Raw genomic sequence first — 16,992 nt, 5'->3', positions numbered from 1 at the left:
TTCACATCTCCGTATATGAATATTGGTCGAATAAATCATCGTAAGTCAGTCTATACCGCTGGGACTTACCAAACTTTTTGCTTTCAAAAATAAGCTCGTTTTTGTCATTTCCTCTACTACTCAGCTGGTCTATAAATTCAACAAATTTGATGTATTGAAACTTGTCCTTCTTATTGGGTCGATAACCGTTCTTGATCCTAATCAGCAATGAATATAAGGAATAATCAATATCGATCTCGACTGGATTTCCCCCTTTGGGTCTAAAGGCGATTGTTAACATTGGCAAAAACTTCATCAATATCTCTTCTACCCTTGGTTCAACTCGCTCAAGTGCTGGTTCAATTTCAAGTTTTTGTAAAGCGTAATATTGTGTCTGTGGTTGTCCGATTTGAACATAAATAAGCCCGCCATGTCCCTCACCATTCCATTTATAAATGGCATCTCGAACGTCTTCTCTGTAAAGTTTGGATAGCTTACTCCAAGATCTTTTATTCCAATAAAATAAGTACTGCATATATTGATCATAGACCCGATCTTTAAATGAATCGTGTTGTTCTCTAGGTATTAAATAATATAGGTATACAAACAACTTAACTAATTCATTTCGAAAAGAATTATTCTTTTTGTCTTCCTCTTTCCACGGGGAGTGTGGAACAAGAGATTTTGTAAAATACGATGTTCTATTAACGTCGATAAATTGACTAAACAAATACGCACCGTCTTTTTTAGATTTAAAATCTATTAAGTGCTCGTCGAGTAACTCAGTTCGGTATTGTGTTGGATTAATATGATTTATAGCTTGATGTATGGCAGATGCATCCTCACGGTCAAATAGCTGAAAAGGAAGTAGACATGACGTATAAGATTGAAAATCTTGATTTTTGATTACCTGCATCAACTTCTCATGCTCTATGTTATCCATCGAAGCAGGAACAATGATATTGTAAATAAAATCGAGAAGAGCACGAGTCGAAATAATGAGCTTTTCTTTAACCATCGCTTGAATCAATAAATCAATAATCTTGTCTTGAATATCCTCATACTGTAATAACTCATAATTCTGAAAAATAGGATTCTTTAAAGTCAATTCAGGATATTCAGCCTTCTCTCTGAGATAAGCCTTATAGAACGGATTATGTTCAGTATTCTGAGTAATTCTTTGTAAAATCCCTCTAATGTAACTAGAACGGGGGCCATTTTCTGTTAACTCATACATATGATAATCACTAAAATTCACATATTTGAAAATGTGATCATCCTGAGACACTTCTTCTGTAATCACAGCTTCCATAATCCTCTTTGCATGTACAAACTCTCTGAGCCGAGTGAACTCTTTTCCTTCTTCTGCATCAATAAAATTATTTAGAGCGCCAAGATTAATGGCTAAAACAATAGTTATATTCCCACTCTTACCAATCTCTTGATCTGAAAACGGCTTTAGTACCTTAGCCAACGTTTCAATTGAAGTTTTCCGAGGAGAGAAACTCTCCGTTGCATCATTATGTAAATAAAATCGTTCTGGATCAGCTAAGAAATCATACTTATCTTTTAAGTAAGATAAGATATGTGATTTACCATCGCCCACTCCGCCACACACCAATATTAACTGTGGTTCATTTGTTTGATTGGCTTCTAAAATATAGTTTTCAAGTTCCTTTTCCACTGGTCTTTGAACATGCATATATTTTTTAAATTCACTGAATCCCTCAAGATTCTCTACAGCTTCCTTCGAAGACTGCTTACAGCGCTTAAGAACATCAATGAAATGAGTATTTGTAGACATGCCCCATCCTCCAAAACACATTTTTATAAATCTCCACAAAAAAAGACATAGTTCTCCTGTAGGAACCATGTCTGTCATCATACGCTGTTTACTGTGTAATAGACCATGCTTTGGTCCCGCATACATAAAGTTAAAAAAGAAATAATTCGATACATGCAATAATGCGAAGCACTAATCTACAATAAATGACTATTTATAGGATAAATATACCACACTTATGGTTCTTAAGGTACAAAATTAAGATTTATAGGTATTATTTCCAAGCTGACTATATTTCTTTGAATATGATAAAACAAAACTGCATTTGACAGTCGTTTCCTTACTCAAGCTCCTCAAACAATATAGATAAACTTATTGACTTCTTAAGATACTCAAAAACAAACTATATATGAAAAAAACCTTGAAAGGCATTTGCCCTGCAAGGTTTAGATAATTCTACTTTTCTTTCTCGTAGAAGCGAACAATTTCATCTGGTGTTTGTGCTTCCAAGACAATCTGATTCTTTTCAAATACAATGATATGCGGATAAGTTTGGACCTCGAAAATCTCCTCAAAATTATACTGTTGCTTCTCACTAACATCAATATAGCTCACATTCGCAATAGGATTATCTGTTCTCAAGTTCTCATTGATGAATTGGAGATCTTTTTGCAAATCTATGATGTAGGAACGCTCAGATGGCTTATCTCCAAAAACGATGACAGTCACATCATTGGTTTGATTCTTCACAAGATAATCTATAGCCTTTTCTCGGTCATTTGAACTGCAACCAGTAATCAATGTAACTAGCAATGCCAAAAGAAATAGTTTTTTCATATTTCCTCCTTAGAGCTAAAGCTCGTTAAGGTAATTATTGAACTTTAGCAGTTATATCATGTGTGTAAGTATCTGTAAATGTAGTCCACTGAGCAGGCTTATTACCGAAGGAATAGAATGCTCCAATTTTAACATAGACACCTGCTTGAATTTTCACATTCTTCCCTTTACCCGTAATACTTGTGACACCTTGTATTGTATATTTTTCAAGGTCTCTACCACTTGAGTCTTGAAGAGGAATCGACATACTTTTTAGATCCCATCTAGCAGGGTTTCCTTCATTACTTGTGTTACTCGAACCAATAGGGATCTGGAATTCAGTACCTATTCCTGCATAGGATATAGCAATCGGAATGGAGCGCTGACTCGACGTCTTAACAATAGGTCTGGTGTATGCAATAGCATATGTCGAATTAACATCGTAAGATTCATAACGAGTTAAAATCGTATGGATGTCGGATTGTTTCTTAATGAGCTGACCTGTACTCCCATTCGGTGCTTTCCATGTCGCCAGATTAGAAAGTAAAGGTTGGAATTTAATTTGCATGTTATTATCGTTATTTGACATCAAATTCGTTGTATTCCACTGTACATTCGAGAACGTATATTTTCCATATTTAGAAGACTTAACAACAGGCAAATTTGCAGCGGCCATTGGTCCGATCACAGACGGAACTTCTCTTGGCTGTTCATTAGTCTGGATTCCTTCATGCATCTCCTTTAAAGAAATCCATTCATTATTATTGAAACGAATAAAGGTCTCTTCAGGAAATTCATTTTCCTCTGAAGTCGATGTAATAATAATGTCTCCGTTAGCGTTCTCCTTCTGATCGTAACCTAACTTCAATACAAAAGATTTACCATTTTGCAACATCCCACTAGCTGAAATTAAAGTTGTATTCGATTCGCTATCATAATTCATATCATAAGCAATATCAGTCACATTTAAAATTTCTTCTCCTGTATCCAAAACCATGGATAAGCTATTATCTGACGACAGTTCCACGTTTAAATGATCATACTGTTTAATTTTATCATACGTTTCATTGTTATATTCATATACATTCTTTATTTTAAATTGATCATCAGTTGCAGCATATGTTAACTTAGGAAACAGAGTAACAAGCAAAATCACAGCTAAAAACATTATACTTTTTCTCATTGGATAAACCTCCTGAAAAATAAAAAATACAGAAACTCTCTAATTTTGTATGCTGGCCAGCTTAAGAGAATCTTAGCCCACATTTGAAATTCGCCCTTTAATTACTCTCTTCAACTTCCAAATCATTAAACTTGTCAATCTTATAAAGACATATAGTATTGATAAAGAGTAAATATGAATTGTTAGACGAATTATTTCTAGTGAGCTATCATTGTTATAACACAAATGAATATTACTGATTTCAGGTTTATATCGCAACGGTTATCATTAAAAATGAGAAAAAAGACCCTGAAATAATGATTTTTAATATGACTTTTGAATGAATAGTCTGGATAGCCTATTCCAGATAATTCGACATTTTCTTTTCAAATAATCAAGAACTTTCTTATGAATACAATTCAAACAAAAAAACCTGCTACCTACAGCAGGTTTTACCCTCTACTAATTCAAACAATACACTTATTCGCTACCGCCACCATCTTCGCAGGCATCTCTTCCCTTAATCGCCATACAAAGCTCATCGGTTTGTTCCCCTCATGACTCACATAATCGGCTTCACCCAGGAAGACAAATGGAGACGTATTATTATGCTCCTCCTTATACTCACGGACAAAGAGGGCAATTCGATTACCTTTATCTCTGTGTTGAATATAACGCTGCGCCGTAGCCGTATGCTCCGACACCCGACTCTGAGTCTGCCAATGGAAGAGACGCTCGTTGATCGCATAATCCTCATACAGCGTAGATGGTGAGAAATCTTTGTCCGATTTGTTCAGTGTAATGAAGAAGATATCGGTCTGTTCATCGGCAAAATACTTCACGCCTTCACGGAAGGCGGGTGATTGCTCAGCGTTCCAGTAGCCAAAGGCGGCAAGCACTTGGTCGATGGAGTACATACAGTGGATATCCAATGGACAAGTGTACGGGAACGAATTACTTTTATCCACAAATCGCAGATGAGCCAGATTATATTTGAAAATATCCACAAGTTCTTCTCGAAAAGCCTCACAAGACAGCACACGCTGCACACCCTCTTCAATGCTGCTCAGTCCTAGTTTCTCGGGCGCAGCCCGGTGGAAGGTGTAATAGAACATGATCAACATGCGCCGTTCATCGGCGGTGGTTGCTTCTTTGCCTTTTTCAATAAAGTCGATCAGGAACGTCAGCCAGCTTCGGGAGTTGATCGTCAGCACAGATGGCAGTCTGCGGATATACTCATCCTGCTCGCCCTCGATAGGCGCGGTTAGTCCAGCTTCGGCCAACAGGCCGCGGAAATACCTTTTGCCCGTACGTCCACCATACAATTCATATAGTGTCATCCCGTGATGATCTACAAAATGAGCCAAGGTCAGCGGCAGTCCGGTGTCTTGCTGGAACGTTTGAAGCTTCTGGATCAGCGCTCTGCGATTACGACTCATTTGTTTGAGGTTGCGCATGATGTATTCCTTCGCTTGCTTCTCTAATTGAATGAACGTGCCGCGTGGCAGGTTTGAAAAGCCGTTCTCGACGTAGTACGAGATGGAATGTTTGGTAGCGCCAATCAGGGCGCGGAATTTATCCTGGAACCTGTACTCCTGATGCGCTTGCCCGATGAAGTCGAGCACGGTCAGGCACTCTTTACCATCCGCCATCCGTAGTCCACGGCCCAACTGTTGCAGGAATACGGTCAGGCTCTCAGTAGGACGCAGGAACAGGATGGTGTTCACCTCAGGGATATCCACGCCTTCATTGTACAGATCAACGACAAAGATCATGCGCAGTTCCCCGCTCACCAGCTGTCCTTTCGCAGAATGACGTTCCTGTTCGCTCGACCCGCCATGCAGGGCTATGGATGGAATGCCGACTTCGTTAAATATTTTTGCCATATACATCGCATGATCCACCCCAACACAGAACCCAAGCCCCTTCACATCGTCCAGATCAGTTACGTATTTGTTCAGACTTTGGATGATCTGGTTGGCACGAATTTTGTTATGGGTATAGAGCTTCTCCAGTTCGTTCAGATCGTAGCCTTTGCGCGACCACTTTACCTGGGATAGATCGACAGTATCGGTGACGCCAAAATACTGGAAAGGACTCAGTAGTTTCCGGTCAATGGCATCGGTTAGACGGATCTCGGCGGCAATCGTATGATCGAAGTAGGTGGTAATGTCTTTGCCATCCATCCGTTCCGGAGTTGCAGTGAGTCCCAGCAAAATCTTCGGTTCGTAGTGGGACAACAGCTTCTGGTACGAAGGTGCAGCGGCATGGTGGAATTCATCCACAATGATGTAATCGTAATAATCTGGGCTGGTGATCTCCGTCAGCTTCATAGCGTTAAGGCTCTGAATGCTAACAAACAGATGATCCAGCGCCTCTGCTCGGTGGTTCCCTACATGCAGCTCACCAAAGTTCATATCCTTCAGGATATACCGGAACGAGTCCCGGCTTTGCTTCAAGATTTCTTCCCGATGGGCGACAAAAAGCAGCTTTGCTCCCACATGGCTTGCCCGGAACCGCTTGTAGTCGAAGGCAGAGATGACCGTTTTGCCAACGCCTGTGGCGGCGACGATCAGGTTGCGGGTTCTTCCATACAGCGTACGCTCGGCGTCCAGCTGTTCCAGCACTTCCTTTTGATAATCGTAAGGCTGGATGTCGAGGTGAAAGTGGCTGGACTGATCTTTTTTACGATTCAGAGCCGCCTTCAACTGTGCCTCATGTCCCTCATCTTCAGCCACATATCGCGTGAATTCGCGGTCATTCCAGTAACTCTCGAAGGTCGCTTCAATCTTGCGCAGCACATCGAGTGAATCCTTCTCCGTCACCTTGAGGTTCCACTCCATACCACTGGTCAGCGCCGGGTTGGACAGGTTGGAAGAGCCGACATAGGCTGTAGTGAATCCAGTATCGCGGTGAAAAATGTACGTTTTGGCGTGCAGCCGAGTCACTTTGGTATCATAGGAAATCTGGATTTCGGTGTTAGATAATTTGCTAAGTTCGGTAATAGCCTTGAGGTCGGTTGCCTCCATATAGGTGGTTGTGATGATCCGCAGCTTCCCGCCGCCCGCCGTGAATTGTTGAAGCTGTTCCAGAAGCAGGCGAAGCCCGCTGAATTTGATAAATGACACCAGCCAATCGATTCGATCGGCGGTCACGATCTCCTTTTGCAACTCCAATAACATACTCGGTTCGGACTTTGCACCTGTGAATAAAGAGCTTTGGCTGATAGGCGTATCTGGACGAACGATTCTGGTATCCCTAACCGCACGAATGCTGTTCAGCTTGGAATACACATGGGTCAACACTTCCCCCTGCTCATCCAGTTGCAATTCGTTGTACTCTTCTTCCCCTAGTGTGCCTTTGAGAGTAGCAATAATCTCATTACACGTTCGGATCTGCGCCAACACTGCCGTCTTATCTTCCGTCTGTTCCCGCACAATCTTGAGCGCTCGTCGGGTCACAGCCGCCAAATATGTAGACAGCAGTTTACGTGCTTCCTCTGCATCCAACTTCTCGGTCCCAATGTTATACACATCCGGGTCCAGCGCCGAAATCTCCTGTCTGGTGATTGTGTTGATAAGCTGTTCATATATGCCTTGTTTCATGAATGTACCTCGTGTTGGTGTAGGATGGTTGTGGATCGTTCTCTATGTATATCGTTAGCTAAATAATTGGTATAACTAAGTATTCCTTCTACTATATTATCGTCCAGTATGGGAATAATTTCATTAGTTGTTTTGATATAAAAAAGTGGAGTTCTTCCTATTGCCTCTAAACTGCAGGAGTACTCCACTTTGAATGTGTATCTCATATCTAGTATCAAGTTTTATTCTTAATTACCACTCATATCTCGGATTTAGTGAGTCTCTCCACACTTCATCAACGTGATTGACACTTTGTTCTTGAAAATAAACTCTATTCTCATTCTCAAGATCATTCAAAAATTGTGGCCAATCCTTTTCATTAATTTCCGTTGATTCAGGATCCCCAACTACTTTCAACCATCGGTTGTTTAACTGTTGATACTCCATAATTCTTGCTTTAAGTTCAGGTGTTAAAGGGTAATTTGTGGCATCCAATCTGTCGAATGTCATTAGCATACGTTGAAGCGTTAGGGGCAACGTGTCACTTCGATCTAGTTTGTCTATTAATGATTTGGCAGGTCTGGCTAGTACAGTCATTTCTTCATTAAAGCTTTGATTCATCAAATTATTCTTATTAATAATCTGAATCATATTCATCAAGTTATAAGATAGCTGCCTCGCTTGTTCTCCATCTTCTATCATCTCGTTCGTTATTTTCTCTTTCTCCAGTATGCGTTTAAAATAGGATTCATTGTTTAAAATCGCACTCTTCATATCAACCATATCTTGTCGTACATTCATCGTTAAATACTCTTCGTATATTCTTTTTTCTTTATAAAAACTATAGGTTAGAACGAGTAGCACTGCAAAACCTAAACATCCAACGATTAGAAATCGTTTTTTCAGTCTCATGATTTACATTCCTCCTCCAACCTCTCTCTTGAATCATCTAGAAACCACTAATCCTGATTCCATGTGTGTATCATCTATTATCCTTGGAAGATATGAATTAGAGTGATGTCATCAGCATTTTCTTTCCAACCTTCTGCCCCCCCCCGCCGCATACTCAAATTAGTACCATTCGGTGAAACAGTTCTTATTTCAGCCATATTAAAATCTACTGTGGTAGCTATATCCTCAAGGCTGAAAGGCCCGTTAGTTGGATGGTTATGAGTAAACACCATTACCAAGGAGTTATACTAACGCAACTAACCTTGAATCAGATTATATAAATAAGCCTGTTCCTACTTAGTAACCAAGTTGGAATAGGCTGTTTAATATTTCTAGATGTCACATGTTAATAATCTTTAGGATCGCGGATTCTTATAACACCAATCCGGGTCGTAAGGTAGATCTTTTAATTTTTTCATATCCTCCCAACTGTAAACCCAGTCATAGTCTGCTACCCAAAAATAATCATTAGGGTTTAACTTGAGGTAGTGGTAAATAAATTCAAAAACAAGTTCCTGAACACCGTATATCTCTTCTATGCAGCCAACCTGAAAAAGATCTCTGTCTGCTTCTAGCCCAACATCATCATTATAGTAAAATTCCAAACCCGGATTATCTGTTGCATCCACGTAGAAGATAAACGAATAGTTATTTTTTTTGATTAATTTATGGCTTATGTTCATGGTAGTTGAGAGGAAATGTCCATCGGTTGAATAATTTTTACTATTATGAAAGTTAAGCATAGCATCTGCATTAAAAGCTGCAACTATAGAATCTGATAGTAACTTTTCAGTTGTATATTTTTTTCTCTCCGTTAATATAAATGCGGAAGTTCCCATTATTTTAATACCCCCTTTAATTCTTCCAATGAATTCACAACAGTTACACCTTGCTTTTCAATGCGTTCTAACATTTGTGAATGTTCTGATCTCAATTTGGTTAACGGTTTATCAATATATAGAATTACCTGCTTTTGTTCTGGATTAAAGAATAACTCGTGGTTTTTATCCATAAATTTATTGAATTGATCTTCTTTTACAGCTTTAATTGAAGCCTTCACCTCAATAATTGCATTTTTGGTAACTACGTCTAGATCGCCCGCCGCTTCGCCATTCTCCTTTAAGATCTTTTGCCCAAATGCTGTAACTTGCTGCTCTTTGTTGATAAAGTCGGCAACCTTGGCTTCAGTGGCTTTACCTACGTCTGGACTTTTCAAAAAGTTAACAACATCACGATCAATATTTTTAGGGTGTTGGTCAACAAACGTCAGCTCATTACCAGCAGGATTCGTATATTTTGTTTTGTTTCCATCCCTAACTATACTACCAAAATCGCCCTCTTTCCCCTTCCCACCACCCAGATCGCTATGCTTATTCTCCACCGAACGAAGCGCCTTGCCAACAAAGGCATAGGCCAACACCTGACCCATCATGGAGCCACTGTAATAACCAAGCCCGTTCTCATCCACCTGTTTCTTCTGCTCATCCACAAATTGACCTACATCAGACCTGGCTGTTCCGTTTCCCCAGGCTGCATCCCAAGCAAACTTAATGCCTCGCCCAACATCGACCACCTTACCCAAAGTCAGCCCATAGGCCACACTAGCGACCGTGCCGAATGGATCATAAAAGAGCGCCTCCGCCGTCTGTCCCATTCCGGTTACTGTTTCTCCCACCGACTTGTCCAGCAGTCCAACACCGAAATTTCGTTTCAGTTCTTCAGGTATATATAGAGCAACCTCACCCGAACCATCGGCTGTTCTGAAATTCTTCGCTATAAAAATAAATTCATTCTGAATTTTATCCAAAAGACCCAGTGTAGCAGGAAAAACTTCTTTCACCTGCATAAAATCCCAGAAGAACCGCTCTCCAGTGACACCAGACCATTCGGACTGCAACAGGTAAATTGACTTTTCCAGTTCACGTACCATTCGCTCCAGTTCCAGCTTCTTCTGCTGGACGAGCCGGGCTTTTTCCTCTAATACATCGGGATGTACCTGAATACGCTGCATTCTATCTTCACCGCCAACCTGACCGTAGTATATGTACCTAAATTTTAACAAGTTAGAATGGGGATTGGAATCAAACGGAGGATTCATTTTCACATAGTCTAACTGGAAGTTGGTAAAGATCCTTAGGCAGATATATTGCGCATTCGTGCATGTTACTCCAAAATTCGATCAATTGGTTAATATGTCCGAAGGCTCGGCGTTGCTAAACCGATTACCCACACCAAGCTCTAAGGTATAATAAATGACATACTATTATATACAACCCTCGTTTTACAGGAGCTAATATTCCATTTCAAAGGAGGCTCATCCATGAAAATAGAACGACTCGATCATCTCGTGTTAACCGTGGAAAATCTGGAAGCAACGATTGCATTTTATACGAATGTATTAGGCATGCAGGTAGTCGAATTCGGCCAAGGCCGAAAAGCGTTACAGTTTGGACAGCAAAAAATCAATCTGCATGAACGTGGCAAAGAGTTTGAACCGAAAGCTCATATCCCCACACCGGGTTCAGCAGATCTTTGTTTTTTGGTCAGCACACCGCTGGAGGAAGTCATTGCGCATTTAACACGACAGAACACGAAGATCGAAGAAGGACCAGTCAAGAGAACAGGTGCACTGGGGCCAATCTCTTCGGTGTATATACGTGATCCTGACGGTAATCTGATCGAACTATCCAATGCTTTGTATGCATAAACCATCAGCTCTCACTCTCCATATGGCAGCAAAAAGATCCTGAAAAGCCTCGGCTTCGCAGGATCTTTTTTGATTTACAGCATGAATAATTACATAGCTCAACTATTTACGGTTAGATACCGCTCTCATCACTTGGGAATCGAAAAGGTACTGCCTGCCTTCTCACAACCGGTTAACACGTTAAAAACACGTCCTTGCTCACTCTTCGTACCGATCCCTTGGCAGGTGTTGGTCGTGATCCCCTGTTTGGAGCCATAGGCATCCCTAGAGTTATCATAAGTCGCTTGAATGGCTGAGCCATCGTAAATCAATTCATGGATAATGGCCCCACCTTCAATGGTATACATCGTCACACGAACCTGATCCTGCTGTTTGTTCTTCACATTCTTCACAAATGTTTTCCACTTATCCTTGTTCCGCATGCCTTCGAGAAGCACAACGGCATCCCCACTTTGCTCCGCTTGCTCAGGGTTATGGGGCTCAATAATCTCTGGAAATGAATTCAAAACCACTGGAGAATCCACTGTCGGATCATTTGCCTCACAGGCTGTTAACATTATTAACGCTAACAAAAGCGTGAGCAGTACTCTTTTCATCCAATCACCTCATGAATTAAGACGCTAAATTCTCCGTACATGTTACCTATGTGCTGTTAGAAATAACGTAAACACACTCAGCACGGATCTTCAATGTAAAGGGATTTTTATCATTTGTATGTAACTCCAACCCACCATAAAGTGTTTATATAGCAATGCATCATTTACGTCCATCTCATCTGAAAAAGAGGCGATACACATGCGTTCGGTTAACCCATTCGATGACATAGCAAAAGAAAAACGACGTCCCACTTCACGCTTGAATCATAGACCTAATAGTAAAAGTAAATCGTCCCGACGATTCGCCATTGCAATGGCTACAGCACTAGTTGCGTCCAGCTTGTTGTTGGAACTGACAGCTGAGCCAATTACTCATGCAGCCCCTAACGTACAGCATTCCGCCAGTAACACTTCTGTTCAATCGAATGCAGCAAATACAGCAGTGAAGAAACTCCACTATACCGCTGTAGAGGGAGCTTATTATTACACAGTCGCTTTGAGAAGTGATGGTTCGGTCTGGACCTGGGGCCGCAATCTGTTTGGAGAGCTGGGTGTGAGCGAGAACATTCGATATCGTCACACATTTAGTCCCATCCGCGTACCGGAACTATCTAATGTAATAGCTATTTCAGCCGCCGGTGGTGGAATCAACGCAGCCGTTCAGGCAGATGGAACGGTCTGGGAGTGGGGTGCTGGCAAACTACCAAGCAAAGTCGAAAGCATCAACTCTGCGAAGGATGTAGTGACTGGTTCTTTTACCGTCGCCCTTCTCCAGAACGGGACAGTCTGGTCATGGCAGCGCCCTAACGCTCAAGGAATCAATTCAGATGATCTCATACGTAAACCGCATGAGATTAACGGACTGAAAGATGTTATCCAGGTTGGATCCGCAGGTCTCCATGGATATGCTCTGAAGAAAGATGGCTCCGTATGGACGTGGAACGAGCCCAACGAATCCGGTAAAGTCCTGTCCAAACCTACCAAGATAAAAGGTCTGACCAACATATCTTCGATCACAAGAACAGATACGTCCCTGCTTGCACTGGATAAGAACGGGAAAGTCTGGGGTGTGGACGAGACAGGGAAAGCATTCGCCATTCATTACGACTTCAAGGTGAAGAAGATGGATGGAAATACGCAATATATGTTATTACTCACGACATCCGGTGAGGTGTACAGCTACGGAAGGAGCGTGAACGGTAAAGAAGGAAAAGTAAACCATTTATCCGGTATTACCGATATTTCAGCAGGATATTACCATAGTCTTGCCTTATCCTCGGATGGAACCGTCTGGGGCTGGGGAAGTGATAAATACGAGGAAGCGGGTGCACCTGCAACGTCATCTGGAGGAATGGTCTACAAACCCGTTCAAGCCAAGATTGGCACAGATGTATATCTGAACGGTGAGCTGTTCCAATCAATGTATGCCGCTGTTGAAATGCCTAAGACCGTGCAAATTCCAATAAAATCAATCGCCACAGCACTCGGAGCAAAGTTTGAGATTCTTAAGGGAGAAGGTAGCCTGGACTACTATACGTTGAAATATGACAATCGGACAATCACAATCCGACCTAACGAGACACAGTATGTTATAACCTCCGCCGATTCCTCTGGGGAGCGAGTCGTGCAGATACCTGAACCCATAAATAATTACTCGGGAGCAACTACAGTGCCTTTTGAGGTATTGCGGGGTTTGGGATTGAACGTGTCCTGGGATTCAGAGAAAGCAATGCTGACCATTGACGATGCTGATAAGAAAGATTCAGGAAGCTAAACGAATCGTTTAACATACAAAAAAATCCCCTTCAGGTAAACGTCCTGTTCTTAAAGAACACCGTTTACTTAAAGGGGATTGATATAAATCGTATAAATCATCTCTATCCCTGAACTACTATATCTGGCGTCCTACTTCTCGAACCGGAACCAGCCAAAGTCAAACTGACTACCCGGCAGGAAAATAAAGGTCACCTTCTGCACACCTTTAACCTGCTCAAGCTCAAACACTCGCTCCTCATATCCATCGGACTGTGTGAATTCGACCAGCTGATTGCTCTGTCCATCCTCACCTGCAAAGCGGATATGGATCGTGTTTTTATCGATTGTTGAACGTCCATAGATCACAAGCTTGGACGTGCCTTCTGCTGTGAAGTCCATATTTTCAAACTCCAACGACACATTGTTTCCGATCCCCTCGACATGATCACCCTCGATCTTGAACGTATCCCCGTAGAGATGATCGCATGATGCAGCCGTATTCTGTTCAAATGCCCGGCTTTGGCGCTCGAATGAGAAGCCTTTGATATGAATCTTCTGCTTCAGTACAAAACAGATCGACGTAATCCCGCTCAGCCGCTTGGACAGTTGATACGTCTCTTCCTGATACACATTCCATCTGGATTCTTTGTCATACACCACATCTGCCAGCAGTGTACTTCCCTCTTCATCTGGCATACCTTCCCAGATCTGAATGAAGTACTCTTCACTGGACAACGCAAAGATTGGAATCGTAATGGTATCGGAGCCGTACGGCCCGAAATCGATATTGCGGAAGCCCACATGTGTCTCCCCGTCCCGGCTTGTCGCTACCCCTCGCTCATTGCCGTTACCGACATCCCCTTTGGTGTAATCGTACAGTCCGCCTGTAATAAAGCCGTATGGATCTTTGTAAGCCGTACCCAGACCTGTTGCTTTGAACTCCAGTTGAGAAATCAGTTTCGTTTTATCTGTACCATTACTGCTCGTCGCACGAAGACGGAATTCCCCATCGCCCAGAGCGGATACGTTGACTTCCAGACCGTTGGCTTCGACCTTGGCAATGTTGGATTCGATACCTGCGTCGTTCACAACTGCCCACTCAATATCCCAATAGGATGTGTTCTCCGGATACAGCTTGGCGCTGACCGTCATCTGCTTTTTCGATGGATCGAATAGCTGTCCACCTTCGCTGATAATCTCGATTTTCCGCAAAGGAATCTCCTGCGGACGTCCCGTCAGAACCGGACGTTCTGTATTACTCATGAGTACGATATGCTCCTGACCTGCAGCGGCCTCGGAATCACCTAAGGTACGATCTCTTGCGCCTGCAACAGCTCGTGATTCGAACTCGGCAGCTGCACTTTCCAACCCTTCCGAAGTCACCTCAATCCGCACGGTTCCCGATTCGTTCGTTGCCCCGATAATTGCCATCAGCTTGCCGCTGAACAATCTTCTACTAAGACCTTTGTATGGATCATAGTCCGTACTGTCCCCGTTATCGAGACCCAACAGACGACCTGCACCTGTCACTTGGACCTGCACACGGTTGTTTGCATTTTGCACGGGATTACCAGCTTCATCTTCCACTTGAATTTCCACGAAAATAAGATCTGTACCGTTCGCTTGCAGCTGCTCCCGATCGGTTTGCAGACGAATCTTCTTCGCATCTGTAAAGGATTTTTGCACATCCGTTGCAATAACGTTGCCGTGTTCATCATAAGCGATGGCTTTGAGCTCACCTTCTTCATATGGCACTTTCCACCAGCCTGACAGCTGGGTTCCCTTTGCGTGATCGATATCATACGTGCCGATTGTTTTGCCATTCAGCTGCAATTCAATCTTCGGCGCATTACTGCACACGCGTACATCGATCAGCTGACCAGGACTGAAATCCCAGTAAGGGAACAGGTGAACCATCGGACTTTTCTTGTAATCCGTCCAGGCCGCTTGGTAGATATAATAGGAATCCTTCGGGAACGTTGCTGTATCCAGCTGTCCAAAATACGAATTCTTCGTATGATACGGTGTCGGCTCTCCAATATAATCGAATCCCGTCCACAGGAACTGCCCCAAGGAATACGGCGTATCTCGTTCTGCCAAAATGCAATATTCTGCTGACTTTGCGCCCCAGCTTGTTGTACTATTACCCAAAGCTGAGCACTGCTCGTCATCGTCGGCCAGAATAGATTGCTCGAACGGGAAGTGATAGATTCCACGGCTCTGCACCACAGACGATGTTTCACTACCATAGATAATCCAGTCCGGATGTTCTTCGTGATGTTTGTCGTAGTATTTTTCCGCGTAGTTATAACCTGCGAGCTTCACGATGTCGGCGCATTTTTGTGCGTTTTCCCACGGCATGTAGTTCGAACCAATGGTCACGCCTGCGTTCCCTTTTGGATCGAATTCCAGTACATAATCCATCAGCATGCGGGTTATTTCTTGGCCCCGCTCATCCGCATGAGTATCATAAATTTCGTTACCAATACTCCACATGATCAGACTTGCATGGTTACGATCACGCTTCACCCAGCTCTTTACATCGGTATGCGCCCATTCCGGGAAAAATCTCGCATAGTCGTAAGGGGTTTTGGCTCTCTCCCACATATCGAACGCTTCCGAAACGATCAGCATTCCCATCTCATCCGCAAGTTCCATGAACTCTTTGGCAGGCATGTTATGAGCAGTCCGGATGGCGTTAACGCCCATTTCCTTCAATAGCACAAATCTTCTGCGCAGCGCAGTTAGGTTAAAAGCAGCCCCCAGCGCCCCAAGATCATGGTGTTCACACACGCCGTTCAGCTTCATCTTGACCCCATTCAGGTGGAATCCTTCGTTTGCATCCAACTTGATATCCCTGAAACCAATCCGCTGTGTGGCGGTCTCGATCGTCTCATAGCCCTGCTCACCTGTAGCTACTTGCAGTTCCGTTACCAGATCATACAGATTCGGTTCATCCGGGCTCCATAACTTCGGAAGATTGACCGTCAGCATTTGGCTGTTCGATTGTATCTCTCCATATCCGGTGTCTTTACCCGCTGTAGCTGTAACGTCCTCTTTGCTGGATACGATCTGATTACCCTGATACCAAATCGTGTGCACAAGTTGTGCGTTCTGATTGAGACTCAGCTCCGTATCCACCTCAACCTGCCAGCCTTCTGGCTGCTGCTGAATCGATACATAGGTACCGTCTGTGACGATATGATTCCGATCTCTCGTTTTGAGCCACAAATTGCGATAAATTCCGGCTCCCGAATACCATCTGCTGTTGGGACTCTGATGCACAACTTTGACTACAATTTCATTGTCACCTTCCACCAAAGCACTCGTGATCTCATGCTCAAAAGCCGAATAACCGTACTTCCATTCCCCAACAAGCTGACCGTTCACATATACGGAAGAATCCATATACACCCCGTCAAAGCAAAGCAGAAGCTGCTGCTCATCCTTCGTATATGGGAAAGTCTTGCGATACCATCCGATGCTGTCCTCATACAGTTCAAGCGTATTATAGATCAGCCAATCATGAGGAAGCTCAACTGGTTCAAACGTTAACCCCGCAGACTCCGTAACCTCCAGCTTACTTTTCGCAAATTGCCATCCATCCGTAAAAAGCTTTTTCTGATTCATCTCAGCTCTCACTTTCTGTGTGTATTATG

Annotated in this window: 11 protein-coding genes; 2 read left to right on the top strand and 9 right to left on the bottom strand. The window is 42.8% G+C overall.

The annotated features are described in order from the left end of the window. Nucleotide 1 precedes the first annotated feature (1 nt). From dptF to PTQ21_RS09980, 7 genes are all read right to left on the bottom strand, one after another. Nucleotides 2–1,783 (bottom strand): DNA phosphorothioation-dependent restriction protein DptF, encoded by a 1,782-nt coding sequence (gene dptF, locus PTQ21_RS10010; RefSeq protein ID WP_274569711.1) that lies wholly within the window; start codon nt 1,781–1,783, stop codon nt 2–4. A 435-nt stretch (nt 1,784–2,218) separates the two neighbouring features. Further along, complete coding sequence (locus PTQ21_RS10005) at nt 2,219–2,599, bottom strand: hypothetical protein (protein ID WP_274569710.1); 381 nt, start codon at nt 2,597–2,599, stop codon at nt 2,219–2,221. A gap of 34 nt (nt 2,600–2,633) precedes the next feature. Beyond that, complete coding sequence (locus PTQ21_RS10000) at nt 2,634–3,761, bottom strand: hypothetical protein (RefSeq protein ID WP_274569709.1); 1,128 nt, start codon at nt 3,759–3,761, stop codon at nt 2,634–2,636. A gap of 446 nt (nt 3,762–4,207) precedes the next feature. Then, complete coding sequence (locus PTQ21_RS09995; RefSeq protein ID WP_274569708.1) at nt 4,208–7,345, bottom strand: DUF3427 domain-containing protein; 3,138 nt, start codon at nt 7,343–7,345, stop codon at nt 4,208–4,210. Between the two features lie 231 nt (nt 7,346–7,576). After that, nucleotides 7,577–8,236, bottom strand: coding sequence for a hypothetical protein (locus PTQ21_RS09990; RefSeq protein ID WP_274569707.1), 660 nt, complete (start codon nt 8,234–8,236; stop codon nt 7,577–7,579). A gap of 395 nt (nt 8,237–8,631) precedes the next feature. Next, nucleotides 8,632–9,114 carry a hypothetical protein gene (locus PTQ21_RS09985; RefSeq protein ID WP_274569706.1) on the bottom strand — a complete coding sequence of 161 codons (483 nt, stop codon included), beginning with the start codon at nt 9,112–9,114 and terminating at the stop codon, nt 8,632–8,634. Continuing rightward, nucleotides 9,114–10,286: a WXG100 family type VII secretion target gene (locus PTQ21_RS09980; protein ID WP_274569705.1), complete on the bottom strand. Its 1,173-nt coding sequence runs from the start codon at nt 10,284–10,286 to the stop codon at nt 9,114–9,116. The genes PTQ21_RS09985 and PTQ21_RS09980 overlap by 1 nt, the downstream gene beginning before the upstream one ends. Before the next feature lie 309 nt (nt 10,287–10,595). Between PTQ21_RS09980 and PTQ21_RS09975 the strand changes: the two genes are divergently transcribed. After that, nucleotides 10,596–10,982 carry a VOC family protein gene (locus tag PTQ21_RS09975; RefSeq protein ID WP_274569704.1) on the top strand — a complete coding sequence of 129 codons (387 nt, stop codon included), beginning with the start codon at nt 10,596–10,598 and terminating at the stop codon, nt 10,980–10,982. 128 nt (nt 10,983–11,110) lie between these two features. Here the strand turns inward: PTQ21_RS09975 and PTQ21_RS09970 are convergent, their stop codons facing one another. Then, the gene (locus tag PTQ21_RS09970; RefSeq protein ID WP_274569703.1) at nt 11,111–11,578 is read right to left on the bottom strand and encodes a DUF4362 domain-containing protein; all 468 of its coding nucleotides are present in this window, start codon (nt 11,576–11,578) and stop codon (nt 11,111–11,113) included. A gap of 313 nt (nt 11,579–11,891) precedes the next feature. On the opposite strand from PTQ21_RS09970, the gene PTQ21_RS09965 reads away from it, so the two are divergent. Continuing rightward, nucleotides 11,892–13,352: a stalk domain-containing protein gene (locus PTQ21_RS09965; RefSeq protein ID WP_274569702.1), complete on the top strand. Its 1,461-nt coding sequence runs from the start codon at nt 11,892–11,894 to the stop codon at nt 13,350–13,352. 131 nt (nt 13,353–13,483) lie between these two features. Here the strand turns inward: PTQ21_RS09965 and PTQ21_RS09960 are convergent, their stop codons facing one another. After that, a complete protein-coding gene (locus tag PTQ21_RS09960; protein WP_274569701.1) occupies nt 13,484–16,963 on the bottom strand; it encodes a glycoside hydrolase family 2 TIM barrel-domain containing protein in 3,480 nt (1,159 codons plus the stop codon). Between the last annotated feature and the right edge of the window lie 29 nt (nt 16,964–16,992).

The sequence above is a fragment of the Paenibacillus marchantiae genome, from assembly GCF_028771845.1.
GTDB classification, from domain to species: Bacteria; Bacillota; Bacilli; order Paenibacillales; family Paenibacillaceae; genus Paenibacillus; species Paenibacillus marchantiae.
Note: the sequence above shows the minus strand (reverse complement) of the source record. Positions and strands in the feature narration are given on the sequence as shown.

What these genes read in the sequence shown, in the direction of transcription:
- PTQ21_RS09980 (WP_274569705.1), bottom strand. Translation starts at nt 10,286, where the DNA reads ATGCAGCGTATTCAGGTACATCCCGATGTATTAGAGGAAAAAGCCCGG.
- PTQ21_RS09970 (WP_274569703.1), bottom strand. Translation starts at nt 11,578, where the DNA reads ATGAAAAGAGTACTGCTCACGCTTTTGTTAGCGTTAATAATGTTAACA.
- PTQ21_RS09990 (WP_274569707.1), bottom strand. Translation starts at nt 8,236, where the DNA reads ATGAGACTGAAAAAACGATTTCTAATCGTTGGATGTTTAGGTTTTGCA.
- PTQ21_RS10005 (WP_274569710.1), bottom strand. Translation starts at nt 2,599, where the DNA reads ATGAAAAAACTATTTCTTTTGGCATTGCTAGTTACATTGATTACTGGT.
- PTQ21_RS09960 (WP_274569701.1), bottom strand. Translation starts at nt 16,963, where the DNA reads ATGAATCAGAAAAAGCTTTTTACGGATGGATGGCAATTTGCGAAAAGT.
- PTQ21_RS09995 (WP_274569708.1), bottom strand. Translation starts at nt 7,345, where the DNA reads ATGAAACAAGGCATATATGAACAGCTTATCAACACAATCACCAGACAG.
- dptF (WP_274569711.1), bottom strand. Translation starts at nt 1,783, where the DNA reads ATGTCTACAAATACTCATTTCATTGATGTTCTTAAGCGCTGTAAGCAG.
- PTQ21_RS09965 (WP_274569702.1), top strand. Translation starts at nt 11,892, where the DNA reads ATGGCTACAGCACTAGTTGCGTCCAGCTTGTTGTTGGAACTGACAGCT.
- PTQ21_RS10000 (WP_274569709.1), bottom strand. Translation starts at nt 3,761, where the DNA reads ATGAGAAAAAGTATAATGTTTTTAGCTGTGATTTTGCTTGTTACTCTG.
- PTQ21_RS09985 (WP_274569706.1), bottom strand. Translation starts at nt 9,114, where the DNA reads ATGGGAACTTCCGCATTTATATTAACGGAGAGAAAAAAATATACAACT.
- PTQ21_RS09975 (WP_274569704.1), top strand. Translation starts at nt 10,596, where the DNA reads ATGAAAATAGAACGACTCGATCATCTCGTGTTAACCGTGGAAAATCTG.